Raw genomic sequence first — 16,970 nt, 5'->3', positions numbered from 1 at the left:
ATTAATGTTCACGTTGTAAGTTGTTTTGTAAGAGATTGCAAAACAACTTTCCCTGTTGAATAGCATCATCTAGTGCAACATGGCTTAAGGGAGCCTCCTCTAACCACTCACTTGGTAAGTGTTCTTTGCCTGATTCCTTATAATTTCGTTTCAAGAATGCCATCGCATAAGAACGGATATCTAGTGCTGAATGTTTAAAGGGACTATCACCCACAAAGTTGATCAAATACCAATAAACAAACATAAAATCGTAAGCCGCTGGATAGGCAACGAAGATTGGTTTACCTGGTAATGCTTGTAACCAAGTATGATATGCTTGCATCACCTGACTTGGTGGCTGGGCGTTGACTCGACAAGCTTCCCAAGCTTCTGGCTGTGTTGACCACCATTTCATAGTTTTGGGATGGCCTGTTGCTCCTGGCAATGTTTCCAAGTTTGCCGAAAAGGTGGCAATTAATTGTTTATCTGCGGTGTAGGCTGCTGAGCCAATACTGAGCATAGAATGAGGCCCAGGGATAGGGCCGTCTGCTTCAATATCTGTGCTGACGTAGATTTCGATTGTCACCTTTTTTACTGCCTGTTCAACCCAACAAATTGAGTAATAATCTGATTTTAGGCTTTATTTATGGCAAATATTCTACACATTGATTCTAGTCCTCGTGGTGAACGTTCGATTTCGCGATCGCTCACGTATGAGTTTGTCACATCTTGGAAAGATAAACATCCAGGTGATACAGTTACCTATCGAGATTTAGGTCATCATCCTGTTCCACACGTAGACGAATCATGGATAGCAGCGGCTTTTACACCCCCTGCTGCACGCACACCAGAACTAGTTGAGGCGATTAAGCTTTCGGATAGTTTAATTGATGAGTTTTTGGCTGCCGATCGCTATGTTTTTGGTATACCGATGTATAACTTAAATATCCCTTCTACCTTCAAAGCTTACATTGACCAAATTGTGCGTGTTGGTCGTACCTTTGCTATGGATGCAAACGGCTACAAAGGTTTAGTTGATAGTAGCAAAAAAGTATTAATTATTACATCTCGTGGTGGTTCTTTTGCTCCAGGCACACCCTTTGCTGCTTACGACTATCAAGAACCTTTTCTCCGGGCTATTTTAGGTTTTATCGGTCTGATCGATGTGACATTTATCCATGCTGATAACCTCAATTCAGGTGATGATGCTCGTCAGCAATCATTAGCATACGCCAAAGAAGCGATCGCTCAAGTTGTAACTAATTGGTAAACTTTCATACAGATATATTTTCTCTCAAGGCGCACAGATGTGTGCCTTTATCCGTTTTTATTACCCTTGGCGATCGCTTTTCAATTGTTAATCTGTTTTGCAGTGCCGAATTTATCCAATTGTTAAATCTGGTTCTTCACAAAAGTTAAATAAGGCTGACTCAGTTTCTGATTCATCTTCAAATACAGCAGATATATACCATTCACAGGGTGAATCATTGGTATATTCAGCCCAGGCGATTGTTGCTGTTTCACCTGATGGAATTCCTTCATCACTCAACGTGAATGGAAGCCACTCATCTTCATCGAGAGATACATACAATTCTGTAATTGCTAGGTCAGTTTGATTGGTAACGGTAAACGTGAATTGATCTGACATAAATAGCCTTTTAGCGAAAACCTATTGCTAATTGTCAGTCACCGATTATACTCGCTCTTTTTCAAGCTGTTGCAAATTTTAATGCCAAAATCCATACGCAGAAAAGACTTCAAGATTTTTTACCTCAATTTAATGAGATAAAAGAGGATTAAAAATTTTACCTAAATTTTCTACATACCTTAGAGTAGGGCGCAAACCTTAACTGAACTATATTGCGACATATAAACCACACCTATCCTCAGGTGGACATCGATGAGAACTTTAAGCTAAAGTTGTAATGAGTTTGTTTTAGAGAGGAATATGATGAGTCAATCCTCAACAAGCTGTAAATGCAGTTGTTTTAGACTGTGAATTGTTCAGCGATCGCTAACAACAACACAGTTAGAAGGAAAAAGCAGCCTATAATATTTTTTTATATCAAAAAGAACCAATACACATGGAAATAGAAAATTTCCTGAATAGATAGCGAAACTAATATGCAAAAACCAACGATAGCTAAAAAACCAATTCGTTCCTTAGAAGATGCGCTCGACCGATGCCAAATGTTAGGTATGCGCGTCAGTCGCCAGCGCCGTTTTATCTTAGAATTGCTGTGGCAAGCAAATGAGCATCTATCTGCTAGAGAAATTTATGATCGCCTCAACCAAGAAGGTAAAGACATCGGTCATACATCTGTATATCAAAACCTGGAAGCTTTATCTAGTCAAGGCATTATTGAGTGTATTGAACACTGCGACGGTCGTTTATACGGCAATATTAGTGATGCTCACAGCCATGTCAACTGTCTTGATACCAATCAAATTCTGGATGTACACATAGAATTACCAGAAGAATTGCTGCGTCAAGTAGAACAGCAAACAGGCGTGCAAATTACTGAATACAGTATTAACTTTTATGGTTATCGCAATCCATCAGAGGATGCGTAAAGAAAACAGGAGTTTAGGGGTGTAGGGGTGTAGGGGAAAAATAACAAATGACTATTGACTATGGACTATTGACCATTGACTAATCATAATCATTAGGGTTCACACTAAATACCGTTTCGTCTTCGACATCATCATCGTATAAATCCACTGGGGAAATTGGCTCTCCTTCCAAGCTTTCAATTCCTCGGATATCAATATTATTGTTAAACCAAGCTGCTGTTTTGTCGGTGCTAGTATTACCCATCAAAGATGGCTGTGATAGCAATTTTTTCAGGGTGTAAAACTCCTCCAAAGAGAATACAGCACCATTAGCTGTGGCAATTTCTCTGCCAGTATCAGCCAGGATAGCATCAAATAAACAAGCATTGGTGAGATTAACTGTCTCAAGATTTACTTTGCTGAGATTAGCACCAGTCAAATTTGCACCAGTTAAATTTGCATAGCTGAGATCAGCACTAGTTAAATTTGCATGGCTGAGATCAGCACTAGTTAAATTTGCATGGCTGAGATCAGCACCAGTTAAATTTGCGCCTGTTAAGATTGCACCTGATAAATTTGTCTCCTCTAGATTGGCTTTAGCTAACATCGCTTGCAACAAAGATGCACTGGAAAGATTAATTCCAGCTAGAGATTGGGGAAGAATTCGCTTAATTGTTACATAATTAGATAGAATTGCGGCTTTGCCAAACAGCATTGTTAAAGCTTCTGGATAAAATTCTTCTATATGTTTAGGATTGCCACAAGGGGAAAAAGCAACTTTTGTAACTCGATAACCAGCACACAACAATAAAAATATATTTACGCCAACGTTGGCATTAATTTGCTCAATATTTATCGGATTATTTCGGTTGTGGAAATAATTCCAAGCTTGATGAACTATCCCTTCATTCAACCAACGACCGTGACAGTAACCACGCCAAAATAATTCTAGACGTTGCAGTAATAAATCTAGAGAAAAATCGCTTTTGGGCTGGTGTAGCAAAGCTTCAATAACTAGTTTTTCAATGTCTGGAGTGAGAACTCCATAGCCAAGAAGATTATATAAATGTTGGGCAACACTAGTAGGTGAATCTAGGCAAAAAATTAGTGTTCCGTAGGTATCTTTTTGCTGTTGAGTCAGGATTTGTAGTTGATTAGCAATAGCTTCAGCACAGAGATATTCGCCTAATTTAGGGTGGGAAAATTCTGTTAGTGGGGAGTGGGGAGTAGGGAGTAGGGAGTAGGGGGAAGAAGAGGTTTTGAAGTAGAAGGCGGGTAAGGTGTTGAGGTGATATTGTTCAGGTAAGTTAATTTGATAGCGATCGCTGTGTAAAATTTGGAGAGCGATCGCCTGCATTTGGTCTAATAAATCTTGGGGATGGCGATTTGAGAGTAAATTGGCGATCGCTTCTTGTGTACGATGAATGTGAGCTGAACCCGAACGCAGTAGCATTGTCTTAATCCCGCCAGTTGCTGGATAGCCTAATAACCAGCGACTCAGGCGATGGTAGATTTCCCAGACGACAGTGGTAGTACTAGTTTGTTGAGCTAATTGCCAAATTTCCTCATCTAAGAGTGCGTCACGGTGTAAAACCCCAAATAAATACAGCATCAAAGGTTGGCGAACCAAAGCAGCTAGTTCGGGAAACTTAGAGTTACTAATAAATAGCCCAGATTGCTTTAAAAACGTAAATAAATTTTGGGCGATAGGTAAAGATTGTAAAATTGCCCACTGTTGAAACCATTGTTTTAATTGCTCTTGTTCCAACGGCTGAATAACTATTTGCTGCAACTGCAATAATATATCTGAGTCAATTTCTTCTAAAGTATTTTTGCGACTAGTCAACACAATTTTATGTCTACCTTCAGCTTGAAATGTAATTAGCTGCTGAAGAAAAATTGCCTTTGCCCTTGTACCTAAATTAGTAGCAGGTAATTCATCTAAACCATCTAGCAATAATAAACATCGCGGATTTTCTTGTTCTAGCCAATCACTTAAATTAGTCTGAGCATTTAAAAGAAAACCAGAATTGAGAGTTTCTGCTAAAGTTTTGCCATATTTAATATCACGCAAGCGAATGATAATTGGTATCCAAGTAGGATAAAGTTCTCTTGCTACTTCTGCTGCCCAAATTTGGCAGAAACTGGTTTTACCATACCCTGGTTCTGAAGTAATAACAGCTATTGTTTCACTATCTGCTAATTGTTCTTGCACCCATCTTTTTAAATCAACTGACGGAGAATTACTTGTGTCTGCTACTACACCTTTGAGAGGGACATAAATATCCTTGAGTGCAAAGGATTCCATGAATAAAGGTGTACTGAGATTTTGCAGTAAAATTGCCCGGTAGTTTTCTCGACATAAATCAATTTTGTCACCGACTGAAGAATTAGCAGATTCTGGAGAGGAAATATTGCTAGTAGAACCCAATTTGAAAAATTTTTGTAGTTGGGCTAAAGGTGGCGCATTCTCAGCAATAACTTTGAGTAAATATCCACTAAGGGAATGAGTTAAACGCTGCGTCAGTAATTTAGCTTCTAAATCTTCAGCACCATTGGCGATCAACCAAGCTACAGTAGCATTATTCATTTGTTGTACTAATAATGAATCTGCAACTACAGAAAGAGCTTGTTCAGCTTGAGTATCCGTTAATTTACCTGGACTGAGAGTTTTTAATAGCCCTTGGAGTTGAGTATCTTGCAGGCTAAGTTTGCTAACTAACTCTTTTAAAATTTCGGCTGGAGTGGGAATCATAGCTCGATTCAGCCAAGGTTTTTGCAAGTTTATTTCTTGCGCAATTACCTGTTGTAAAGCTTGAAGATAAGCAATTTGAAACGCCAGCCATGTACCTTCGTTACGTTTTAAAGCCTTTTTTTCACTGAGACTACGTAATAAGCTTTCTGTTAATCGAGCAATGACATTGATATCTTGCCAAACAGAACCTAAGGGTAGTTCCAAAACTTCTGCTAAAGTACAGATATCAAGCGGTGCAAGGCTTTTAACTTCCATATCCTGGACAATACGGTAAGCAATCCCCGCCAACTGACCAAGTGAAAATTCTCTAATTTGACTGATTTCAATCTGGCGTTCTGCCAACCATTGCCGGATATTGAGGTTCATTTAATTACATAATTAAGAGTCCGCCTATGTAATTATGATTCATTTATTGGTTGACGAAAACAGGTAACAATGAGTAGGACTAAGCTTAGTATCTCAGCAAATGATGAGCGATCGCCCTCTAAAATTATTACTAATTGACCAAGACCCTATTTTCCGCTTGGGACTGCGGGTAGCTTTGGAGGAAATGCCTAATTTGCAAGTAGTAGCAGAAGTAGAAACAGCGACTGCTGCTTTGCAAATACTAGCAGAACTTGCCAATCAAGACCTCAACCAAGTGAATTTGGTGGTTTTGGAATTAGGAAACGGTCGTTCAATTGACAGCCAGTTGCAAGGTTTACAACTCTGTCATCAACTAAAAACTTTACACCCCACCCTGCCAATTTTACTTCTGAGTTATGTCCAAGACCCAAAAACACTGGCAGCAGCAAGGGCAGAGGGTGTAGATGGATACTGTCCTAAAGGTACTCCTGTTGCTCAAATAGTGGCTGCAATGGAAGCAGTGGTAGCTGGAGGTTATCAGTGGTTAGTAGAAACAAGTCCTGTTCAACCACCGATTTCTTTATCTTCTCAGTCACCTTTATTTCGCTGGCGACATAATCTTCGTCTTTCAGGAATCAATTATATTAATGCTGCTTTAGCAAAAGTTACAGTACAATTACAAACCCCAGGTTTACCCATACTAGACCAGGCTGTTCTGGCTGGACAACGGCGAGAACTTTTAGCAGCGCGTTGGTTACTCAATAGCTTGTTAAGTTCACACCAAGAACGACAACAACAGCAATTTACTGTTTCTCCTGAGCAATTGCCAGTTATGCCCTCACCTAGTAGTGCTATTGTCTCAACAGATGCTGAACAACAGTTAACTTTACCAGCTTCAAATAACCCCAGAGTCTTACAAATCGCTTTATTTTCGTCTTGTATAAACAAATTACAATTTCCTTTAGAAAATGTCACAGATGTTCCTCTAGAAATTGATATTTTACGTGAGGTTAAAAAGCGTGAGTTACTGTATTTGATATTACAGAAATTAGCTAAGCAATTAGATGAATTACGTGCTTCTCAAATTACAATTGAACAGTTAGAAGGGTATAAGAACACTATATTATTTGATTTATGGCAAGCAACAGTTACAGATTTTTTTGGTAAGTTTTCCCGCGTGCAAGTCGGCAAACAAAATATCGAGATTGTAAATGTATTGTTGCAAAATCCCAGGATTGTTCAAACTGAGATATTAAATAAAATTCCGTTTGTGTTGGAATTACTTGCTTATTTGCTATTTCAGAAAGATTTACATATTGATAATAATGCTTATCTGGCAGCTAGTTATGATGCAAAAGCTCAGGCATTAACAATTTTAGAGAATTTATTGATTCAAGTTGCTAATGGAGTATTACAACCACTGTTGAATTACTTGGCAGATGTAGAAGCAATTAAACAAAATTTTTATACTCGTCAGTTAATTTCTACACGAGAAATTGAACGATTTAGAAATGACTTGTCATGGAAATATCGTTTAAATAATTATGTCAATGAAGCGAAAGCAATTTTTGAAAGCCGCTATGAGTTATTTGTTTTAGTACCGCGCGGAATTGCTAAAACTTCAATTTACGCACCTCGCAACGAAGAATTAGCCAAGCTTTCCGGAGTACCTTTATTTGTAACGCTGGTACTAGAATTGTGGGATGCGATCGCTCCACGCTTACAATCACTGTTATCCTTTTTAGGTAGTGGGATTGTTTTTGTTTTAACTCAAGTCATCGGTCGCGGTTTAGGTTTAATCGGTCGCGGTATTCTCCAAGGTATTGGTAGTGTTTCGTTTCAAGATAAAAATTTTAAACGCAATAGTGAAAGACAAAAGTGAACAACAGGTTTGATACTCAGCACTTAAACTTGAATTGCTTCTAACCAAAGTTGCAAATCAGCCAAATTGGTGAAATCAAGCAAGGCTTCACTCAAATCTTCAACAACAGCAAGGGGTAAACTGGAGATATGCGATCGCACTTCTTCAGGTAATTCTCCAAATCGCTTAGTTAGTAAGCGAATTACGAGATTAACCGCCTCTTGTTGTCGACCCTGTTCTAATCCTTGTTCTCGACCTTGTTCTCGACCTTCTTCGCGCCCTTCTTCGCGCCCCTCTTCCTTAATTTCTCTGTAAACTCTTGTTTCTTTCAGGGTAATTCCTAGCATTGATTCAACCTCTTGTCGGCTTAATTGTTCAAACTTGTACACCATTATTGTTGTGATTAGTTCTATTATGGCGCGTTGTGTAGTTTCAGGTTGTTCAACGGCGGAACGGTCAAGTAAATACCTGGCTTCTTGTGGTGCTTGTGCTTCATCTACCGTAGTTAACACCATCAACGCTACCCACACAGGTAATTGGCGGATATCTCCTAATTCATTTAAATACACGCGATTTACTTGGTCGCTGTTGAGCAAGGCGCGATAAGGATAAATATCACTTTGCTCGATGCTACGAGACGGGTAAATTATCACGGCTTGCCAGTCGCTAAATCTCGCCCGGTTGCGATAAAAGTATAATAAGGATTCTGCAAATACCCTTTCATAAAGCTGTTCATCTCTTTGAAACTGCACTTCACAAAAATAAATAACTCCAGCACCAGCGTTTTCTGGTGGGAGAAATACGCCATCGATTTCAAATTTCGGTTCTTTGACTGCAACAGAATCAAATCGATAAGCATTTGCGTTCGCTACAGGATTTTGTAATAGTTCAAATAGTAAACTAGGGAATTGTTGAAATAGTTTGTAAAATATCGAATCTCGGCGCATTCATATTCAATAATGACTAACAATGATTTTATCGGACTAGCAGCATCTTATACCTACGCTATTAGTTTATTAGTTCTTGGTGAAGGACTACGGAGGCTGTTTGGTATTAAACCAGATTTAACTCGCAAATTTATCCATATTAGTGCAGGGATGTGGGTTTTTGGCGTACTGCTGCTGTTTAAACATTGGCAAATTGGTATCATACCTTTCGCTACTTTTATTGGGGTAAATTATTTGCTTTATCGTTATCGAGTCATTGGTGCAATGGATACTGAAGATAGTTCCCCTGGTACAGTTTATTTTGCAATTTCGGTGACAATGCTTTTTGGGTTATTCTGGCGACCAGATAGCCCAGTTGATCATGTATCTATTGCTGTAGCTGGTGTGATGGCCATGACTTGGGGAGATGCTTTAGCTGCATTAATTGGCAAACGTTTCGGACAACATCAATACCAAATAGGGTCATCTGTGCGTTCTTGGGAAGGTTCGCTGGCAATGTTTTTAGCCAGTGCAACCGTAATATTTTTAGTGTTGCTATTTTTACCCAGTTCTTTTCTGAGTCCTCTAGCTGTGTCTGTTGGTGTTGAAAAGGCTTTGTTAACAGCATTAATTAGTGCTATTTTTGCAACTTTAGTTGAAGCAATATCGCCTCACGGTACAGATAACCTCAGTGTGCCACTAGTTACAGCAGGGGTAATTTGGGTATTGATGCAGGTTTAATTTATAGTCTGTTTTCTGTCAAGCGATGGGTGTTATTTTGAGTCAGACCTAGTATTTTGAATAGATGCCGCTACACAGATAAAAATATGATGCGGAGAAAATCAGCATGAGTACAAACCAAAAAGTTGCAGTTGTTACTGGTGGAAATCGTGGGTTAGGGTTTGAAGCTTCTCGTCAATTAGCTAAACAAGGATATGAAGTCATTCTCACCAGCAGGAATGAAGATGAAGGTAAAGCTGCGGCGCAAAAGTTACAATCTGAAGAATTAGATGTGATTTCTTATCCCTTGGATGTGACTAGTGATGAAAGCAGTCGTAATTTGGCTGAGTTTATTCGTCAGCAGTTTGGCAAAGTTGATGCACTGGTAAATAATGCTGGTATTTATATTGATGCTCAAACAGGTAGCGGCAGTATTCTTGATACAAAAATTGATACTTTGCACAAAACAATTGACACAAATGTTTACGGTGTTGTGCGTGTTACTCAAGCTTTAATTCCATTAATGAAGGAACAAAATTATGGACGAATAGTTAACGTTTCTTCTGGGATGGGACAGTTAACAGATATGGGAGGAGGTTCTCCAGGCTATCGCATTTCTAAAACAGCTTTAAATGCCGTAACTCGGATTTTTGCTAGTGAATTAATTGGCACAAATATTTTAGTTAATTCTGTGTGTCCTGGTTGGGTAAAAACTGATATGGGTGGTGCAAATGCACCCCGTACTCCAGAACAGGGAGTCGATACGATAGTTTGGCTGGCAACGCTTCCAGATGATGGTGCGACTGGTGGATTTTTCCGCGATCGCCAACCAATTGATTGGTAAAATTTTGTATTTAGTTATTTATCAATATAGGTAATTAATGACAATTAACAGCGCAAAGGTTGCTAAATTATATGATTTTCCTGACATAGGGATCGTTGAGCAAAATTAATTCAATAATCTAGCAAAAATTGTACGGGCTGATACAGTAATTTATAGATAGCTATTATAAGCTTTATAAGCCCTTTACTTTTACCCTTATGGCGGAAATGTCCGCTAAAAAAGCACCAAAGCGATAGATCATAACTCCTAATCAAGTAGGGTTGACAAACTTCAACCACAATACTTATGTAACAAAATAGGAAAACTTCTCCGCTTTGGTGTTTTACTTAATTTTCGTCAATATTCAATAGTCATTGGTCATTTGTTATTCTTACTCTGCATCGTCTGACAGGCATAGGTTTTAAATAGCACAATTAAAAAAGTTAGAACCATTTTTGTCATTTTTTGGAATATCGCTGCAATTTTCTCAATATATGGTTGCTAACAATCTCTCAACATATACCATGCAAGAGTTAGAAACATTTATTGATAACAAAACTAAACAATTATAATTCTGACAAGAATACTATTTTTCCTAAGTTTTCGTTAAAATTACCTTTGATATTTCAGTAATTTCTCTCTTCCTACACGAGTTCCTTGCCTCCGTTCTTGGAGAATCCTTAAATTCTCTATACGAAACTATTGCGAAATTTTCATTAATTGATACACTTGTTCTTCATTAACCATTAGCCCAGTGAACCAGCGCCTATGGTGTACGTCAAGCGCGTGGAACTTACCAACTTCAAATCCTTCGGCGGTACTACTTCAGTCCCTTTGCTGCCGGGGTTTACTGTCATATCTGGGCCCAATGGTTCCGGTAAGTCGAATATTTTGGATGCGCTATTGTTTTGTTTGGGACTGGCCAGTTCTAAGGGGATGCGGGCCGATCGCCTGCCGGATTTGGTAAATAATACTCAAACGGCTAAGGGACGCGCGTCAGTGGAAGCTAGTGTGACGGTGACGTTTGATTTGACAGGGGAGGATATCTCACGCAAAGACGCAAAGGCGCAAAGTGAGGACAGCAGAGAGGAATTAGAAGAAGAAAACAAGAATCCTGACTCAGCACTCAGCACTCAGCACTCAGCACTGAATACAGAACTCAGCACTCAGCACTCAGCACTCAGCACTGAATGGAGTGTCACAAGACGGTTGCGGGTAACTCATCAAGGAACTTACACGTCAAATTACTATATCAATGGTGTTGCCTGTACGCTGACGGAGTTGCATGAGGAGTTGGAGAATCTGCGGATTTATCCTGAAGGCTACAACGTCGTTTTGCAAGGGGACGTTACTAGCATTATCTCGATGAATGCGCGGGAAAGGCGGGAAATTATTGATGAGTTGGCAGGTGTGGCGGCGTTTGATCGCAAGATTCACCAAGCCAAGGGTACGTTAGATGAGGTGAAGGAGAAGGAAGATAGTTGTCGGATTATTGAGACGGAGTTAACTGCACAGCGCGATCGCCTTTCTCAAGATAGGGCGAAAGCGGAAAAATATCAAAAGTTGCGGACGGAATATCTGCACAAGCAATCTTGGGAAGCGGTGTTATCGTGGCGTTCGCTGCAAGCACAGCAAGAAAAGTTAGCAACGGAAATTCAAAATGGCGATCGCTCTCATAATGACCTTACACTCCAATTAGAAACTTTAAATGTCGGGATTACCCAAAAAACGGCTGAATTAGAAAAACTCAATGCTTATGTCAAAGCTTTGGGTGAAGAGGAACTGTTAGCGGTACAAGCGACTCTCGCTACTCAAGAAGCAGAACGTAAACAACTCCAGCGTCAGCAAACGGAATTAGAAGCAACTTCCCAAGAAACAGCCAAGCGTTTGGTGCAAACGCAGCAGGAAATTCACCAGCATCAGCAGGCTTTGGGAGAAATTGCCGAAACCCAGAATGTCGAACGGCAATCGATTGTATATTGTCAACAGCAACGGGATGAGGCGGAACAAGCACTGCAAAAATCCCGTGAAGCCGCCGCCGAAATCGCCTCCGCGTCGGAAGCATGGGTACAGCAACAAACTGCACTCAATCGTCAAATTGAAACTTTACTGCAAACTCTGGAACCGCAACGCACAGAGCAAGCACAACTAAGAGAACGTAATAGTCAGCTACAAGAATTAATTCACGAACAAACTCAGCTAATTGCCACCTTAGAACCGCAATTAGCCGAAAAACAAGCTGAGTGTACGCGAGTTGAGGCAGAATTTAACACATCTAGCGAACCCATCCAGAACTTAGCGCAAAATCTCGCGGCGACAGAACAAGAATTACAAATTCAGCAAGATACTCAAAAAAGGCTTTCTCAAGAACAACGAGAAAAACAACGCCAGTTAGATAAAATTGAGGCACAAACCCAAGCACAACAAGAAGTCCAAGGGACGCAAGCTAGTAAGGTAATTATTCAATCGGGGATGCCTGGGGTTTGTGGTTTGGTGGTACAGTTGGGACGGGTAGAACCTCGGTATCAGTTGGCGTTGGAAATTGCGGCTGGTGCGAGGTTGGGACATATCGTAGTCGATGATGATGGGATAGCCGCCGCCGGAATTGAACTGCTGAAGCAAAAACGCGCCGGGAGAGCGACATTTTTACCCTTAAATAAGATTCAGGCTCCGAGAATTACCCAAGATGCGACGCTGCGGTTAGCTAACGGCTATGTTAATTATGCTGTGAACTTAGTTGAGTGCGATCGCCGTTATAAAGATGTGTTTAACTATGTTTTTGGTAACACAGTCGTCTTCGCCAACTTAGAGCAGGCGCGGAAAAACCTCGGTTTATATCGCATCGTCACCTTAGACGGGGAATTATTAGAAACCAGTGGCGCAATGACTGGTGGTAGTACAAATCAGCGTTCTGCTTTGCGCTTCGGTACAGGGGAAGCGGCGGAATCAGATGAAGCGATTGCGTTGAAAAATCGCTTGACAGATATTGAACGGATTTTAGATCGTTGTATTGATGCGATCGCCTCTTTATCCAGCAAAACCAAACAACTAAGCCAAGAACTCACCGAAGCACGTCAAGCACGCCGCGAACAGCAATTGCAATTAGAACAGTTGCAAAAAGATATTAAAGCTTTGACAACGCAGTTAGAAGGCACGCGATCGCAACTTGCCCAAAATACCGAAAAATTCTCCGTCGCCCAATCTCGCCTAGAAATTTTGGATAAAGATTTACCAGGACAAGAAGCGCAATTACAACAACTGCGCCACGCTTTAGCGGAGCTAGAAGCATCACAAACGCCTAGTGAGTGGCAACAAATTCAAGCGGTAATTAAAACCCAAGAGCAACAATTACAACAACGAGAATCCGCATTACGGGAAGCAGAACAACGGCTGAAAAACTTAGAAAACCAGCAGCAGCGTTTACAAGAACGTATCCAAGAAGCTGAACAAAAAATTGCCCAGTATCATCAAGAACAAGCAAGTTCTCAGCAGAAACTCCAAACCCTCAGCACTCAGTACGCAGCACTCAGCACTCAAATCACCGAAACTCGCGCCAAACTGAGTGAAATGGAAAAAAGTTTGGGTGAAGAAAAGGTAAAACGCGATGCTATCGAACAAGAAGTGCGATCGCATTTACTCCGTCAGCAACAATTAGAATGGGAACTGGAAAAGCTGCAAGAAACCCAGCAAAAGCGGCGTGAAGAACTAGAAGCATTGCAAAATCAATTGCGAGAACTACTTCCAGAATTGCCCAGTCCTTTACCGGAAGTGCCAGAACAGGTAGATTTAGAAGAATTGCAAAAAGAATTGCGATCGCTTGCCAAACGTCTGCAAGCAATGGAACCTGTAAATATGCTGGCGTTAGAAGAATACGAACGCACCCAAAACCGTTTGCAAGAACTCACAGAAAAATTACAAACCTTAGAAGCCGAACGCACGGAATTATTATTAAGAATTGAAAACTTTACCACTTTGCGACAACGCGCCTTTAAAGAAGCCTTTGACGCAGTGAACGAAAACTTTCAATCGATTTTTGCCACCCTCTCAGAAGGCGACGGCTACCTGCAACTCGATGATCCCGAAGATCCTTTTAACAGTGGTTTAAACTTAGTCGCGCATCCCAAAGGTAAACCCGTACAGAGACTAGCATCCATGTCTGGGGGTGAAAAATCCCTCACCGCATTAAGTTTTATTTTCGCCCTGCAACGCTACCGTCCATCACCTTTTTACGCCTTTGACGAAGTAGATATGTTTTTGGATGGGGCAAACGTAGAACGATTAGCTAGAATGATCAAACAACAAGCACAACTAGCACAGTTCATAGTTGTGAGTTTGCGTCGTCCGATGATAGAATCAGCCGAACGCACCATTGGCGTTACTCAAGCACGAGGCGCTTATACCCAAGTTTTGGGAATTAAGTTAACATCCTCGAATACATCTGCTTGAATGTTTGTTAATAATAGTGTATAGATAAACCGGATTCGAGATCAGGACTCGGTATAGAATGACCTCTGAACAGATAATTAGGCGTTCCGACTTATTAAATACCCAGGTGATTACCCGCGACAACGCCAAGCGGTTGGGGATTGTGAATCAAATCTGGGTTGATATTGATCAAAGGGAGGTTGTGGCTCTTGGTTTACGAGACAGCCTGATCTCTATCTCTGGACTGCCACGCTATATGTACCTCAGCAGTATCAACCAAATTGGTGATGCCATCCTGGTTGATAACGAAGATGTAATCGAAGATATTGAAATTGAAGCTTTCAGCAACCTGATTAACTGGGAAGTAATTACAGAAACAGGTGAAGTCTTAGGTAGAGTGCGGGGCTTCAAATTTGATGGCATCTCAGGTAAGCTACACTCGATAATTATTGCTTCTTTGGGAGTACCACAAATTCCCGACCAATTTCTCAGTACTTATGAGATTTCAATAGACGAAATTGTTAGTACTGGCCCCAGTAGATTAATTGTGTTTGAAGGAGCCGAAGAACGTACAACGCAATTAACAGTAGGTGTGCTTGAGCGTTTAGGTATCGGTAAAGCCCCTTGGGAAAGAGATGCAGACGAAGAATATGGTTATTCTGCACCACGCACAGTTGCACCTGCAAATCAGCTACCTAGTGGAACACCATTACAACCACCTAAGCCAAAAGTTCGCGCCCCTGAACCCGTAGCGCGGGAAGAAGAATGGAATGAAGACTACGTAGAAGAAGAAAGACCACGGCGCGAAGTTATGAGAGCGCGACAGTATGAGTCTATCCGCTACGAAGAAGAAGACGAAGAAGATAACTGGAGCGAAGCTACAGGCAAAGACAGATATCAACCGCCCAAGTATGAACCTAAAGCCTACACCGACGACGATTATGATGATTATGACGACGATGTAGAAGGCGATGCTTGGGAAGATGCGCCAAAACCAGTAAACATTCCCAAGAAAGTCAAGGAACGGCAGCCAGAGTATGAAGAAGAAGGCGGGTATTAAGTAAGATTTAACCCATCTTATATTTCTTACTCAAGAGGCAGAGTAGTTTTCAACACCACTCTGCCTCTTGAATTTTGTATTACTATAAAAAGCTTAAAACCTGGTCAACGGTGACCAGGTTTTTGGGAATTCACAGGTTTCAAATTTTTTAAAATTAGCTAAATAATCGAGAGAGCAAACAACTAAGGTGGACTTAACAACTAGCAAACTCAGCAATCTTTGTTTTTCCGCTTAGGGATTTGGCTTTGCCTTTTTAATTTGTTGGCTTTTGCCACATCTAAATTATAGGTATGCTGAATATTTGCTTGGGCTTCTGACAGGAGACATCATAATCATTTGCCCTTGGGGTTTGGTTTTGCTTTGTTTGATGTCTTGTTATTCAATTTAGCACTCGATTAGGGAGTAACAACCACTACTTTACTAAAGTTGATATTTTGTTTACTTTTGCAATCTTTGTCATGTAGAGACGTAGCACTGCTACGTCTCTACATCTGGTTTGATGCAGAAATATCAGCTTACCAATTCCACATCACAGGATTGTTATCTAGATGATCGGTGACAATTCGTCCAATTGCATCAATTTCCGCAATTTCATCGGCAGATAATTTCACATTAGCGGCTGCGGCATTATCCTTTGCTTGTTCAGGATAACGCGCACCAGCGATCGCATTTGTTTGGGGTTGGGCAATTAACCAAGCTAACGCTAATTGAGCCAAGGTACAATGATAGCGTTCTGCTATGGGGCGCAGTTTATCTAAAGCTTGTTGAGCGCGTTCAAAGTTTTCACCTTGAAATAGTTTATTTTTGGCTCGGTTATCTTCAGGCGCAAATTTTTGGCCGCGAGTGAATTTTCCAGTTAGCAATCCTTGGGCTAGGGGTGAATAAGCCAGGATAGAAATTTGATTTTCGATACAATAGGGCATAGCATCTTGCTCAACCTGTCGCCAAAATAAAGAATATGGTGGCTGTAAGCTATCAATACGTCCATATTGTGATGCTTGGGCCAATTGAGCGCGAGAAAAGTTAGAAACACCAATCGCTCTAATTTTTCCCTCCTGTTTGAGATAATTTAAAGCGCTCATTGTTTCTTCAATCGGCACAATTTCACTATTAAAAGCTCCAGAGGGCCAATGAATTTGATAAAGGTCGATATAATCGGTTTTAAGGTTTTTTAAAGAGCGATCGCAAGCCTCAATTACTTGATCATACTTAAGATGGTTGGCGAAAACTTTTGTGGCATACTGTACTTGGTCGCGCACATCTGATAAAGCTTCGGCTACAATGCGCTCAGAGTGACCTTCACCATAAACTTCCGCTGTGTCAACAGTTGTGATTCCAGCTTCAAAGGCGGTGCGGATGGCTTTAATTGAGTCCGCGTCTTCAATTCCCACCCACATCTTTTTGCCAGCTTGCCAAGTTCCAACGATGATGGGTGTAATTTCTACGGCAGATGTACCTAATTTTCGCTTTTCCATGATAATTCTCTAACTCATTTCCCCGGATAGTTTCATACTTTAACGGTC

At 40.7% G+C, this 16,970-nt stretch carries 12 protein-coding genes; 7 read left to right on the top strand and 5 right to left on the bottom strand.

The window, feature by feature from the left end; genetic code table 11:
• Nucleotide 1: 1 nt before the first annotated feature.
• Complete coding sequence (locus tag ACMX3D_RS15395) at nucleotides 2-565, bottom strand: 3'-5' exoribonuclease domain-containing protein (RefSeq protein ID WP_482746773.1); 564 nt, start codon at nucleotides 563-565, stop codon at nucleotides 2-4.
• Between the two features lie 60 nt (nucleotides 566-625).
• Here ACMX3D_RS15395 and ACMX3D_RS15390 point away from each other — a divergent pair, with 60 nt between their 5' ends.
• Nucleotides 626-1,249, top strand: coding sequence for an FMN-dependent NADH-azoreductase (locus tag ACMX3D_RS15390; protein WP_482746772.1), 624 nt, complete (start codon nucleotides 626-628; stop codon nucleotides 1,247-1,249).
• Nucleotides 1,250-1,360: 111 nt separating this feature from the next.
• On the opposite strand, the gene ACMX3D_RS15385 is transcribed toward ACMX3D_RS15390, so the two are convergent.
• Complete coding sequence (locus tag ACMX3D_RS15385) at nucleotides 1,361-1,627, bottom strand: hypothetical protein (protein WP_482746771.1); 267 nt, start codon at nucleotides 1,625-1,627, stop codon at nucleotides 1,361-1,363.
• Between the two features lie 476 nt (nucleotides 1,628-2,103).
• Here ACMX3D_RS15385 and ACMX3D_RS15380 point away from each other — a divergent pair, with 476 nt between their 5' ends.
• A complete protein-coding gene (locus tag ACMX3D_RS15380; protein ID WP_482746770.1) occupies nucleotides 2,104-2,553 on the top strand; it encodes a Fur family transcriptional regulator in 450 nt (149 codons plus the stop codon).
• A 79-nt stretch (nucleotides 2,554-2,632) separates the two neighbouring features.
• On the opposite strand, the gene ACMX3D_RS15375 is transcribed toward ACMX3D_RS15380, so the two are convergent.
• Complete coding sequence (locus ACMX3D_RS15375; RefSeq protein ID WP_482746769.1) at nucleotides 2,633-5,653, bottom strand: pentapeptide repeat-containing protein; 3,021 nt, start codon at nucleotides 5,651-5,653, stop codon at nucleotides 2,633-2,635.
• 103 nt (nucleotides 5,654-5,756) lie between these two features.
• Between ACMX3D_RS15375 and ACMX3D_RS15370 the strand changes: the two genes are divergently transcribed.
• On the top strand, nucleotides 5,757-7,514 hold the full coding sequence (locus ACMX3D_RS15370) for a DUF3685 domain-containing protein (protein ID WP_482752344.1): 1,758 nt from the start codon (nucleotides 5,757-5,759) through the stop codon (nucleotides 7,512-7,514).
• 23 nt (nucleotides 7,515-7,537) lie between these two features.
• Here ACMX3D_RS15370 and ACMX3D_RS15365 read toward each other — a convergent pair whose 3' ends face one another.
• On the bottom strand, nucleotides 7,538-8,440 hold the full coding sequence (locus ACMX3D_RS15365) for an Rpn family recombination-promoting nuclease/putative transposase (RefSeq protein ID WP_482746768.1): 903 nt from the start codon (nucleotides 8,438-8,440) through the stop codon (nucleotides 7,538-7,540).
• Between the two features lie 12 nt (nucleotides 8,441-8,452).
• On the opposite strand from ACMX3D_RS15365, the gene ACMX3D_RS15360 reads away from it, so the two are divergent.
• From ACMX3D_RS15360 to ACMX3D_RS15345, 4 genes are all read left to right on the top strand, one after another.
• Nucleotides 8,453-9,160 carry a diacylglycerol/polyprenol kinase family protein gene (locus ACMX3D_RS15360; protein WP_482746767.1) on the top strand — a complete coding sequence of 236 codons (708 nt, stop codon included), beginning with the start codon at nucleotides 8,453-8,455 and terminating at the stop codon, nucleotides 9,158-9,160.
• A gap of 106 nt (nucleotides 9,161-9,266) precedes the next feature.
• The gene (locus ACMX3D_RS15355; protein WP_482746766.1) at nucleotides 9,267-9,983 is read left to right on the top strand and encodes an SDR family oxidoreductase; all 717 of its coding nucleotides are present in this window, start codon (nucleotides 9,267-9,269) and stop codon (nucleotides 9,981-9,983) included.
• A gap of 747 nt (nucleotides 9,984-10,730) precedes the next feature.
• Nucleotides 10,731-14,408, top strand: a complete 3,678-nt coding sequence (smc, locus tag ACMX3D_RS15350; protein ID WP_482746765.1) for a chromosome segregation protein SMC — start codon at nucleotides 10,731-10,733, stop codon at nucleotides 14,406-14,408.
• 58 nt (nucleotides 14,409-14,466) lie between these two features.
• Complete coding sequence (locus ACMX3D_RS15345) at nucleotides 14,467-15,447, top strand: PRC-barrel domain-containing protein (protein ID WP_482746764.1); 981 nt, start codon at nucleotides 14,467-14,469, stop codon at nucleotides 15,445-15,447.
• A gap of 515 nt (nucleotides 15,448-15,962) precedes the next feature.
• On the opposite strand, the gene ACMX3D_RS15340 is transcribed toward ACMX3D_RS15345, so the two are convergent.
• Complete coding sequence (locus ACMX3D_RS15340) at nucleotides 15,963-16,922, bottom strand: aldo/keto reductase (protein ID WP_482746763.1); 960 nt, start codon at nucleotides 16,920-16,922, stop codon at nucleotides 15,963-15,965.
• Nucleotides 16,923-16,970: the final 48 nt, after the last annotated feature.

The sequence above is a fragment of the Anabaena sp. TISTR 8404 genome (assembly GCF_056847745.1).
The sequence above is the reverse complement of the archived record's forward strand: the minus strand, read 5'-3'. Positions and strand labels throughout refer to the sequence as shown.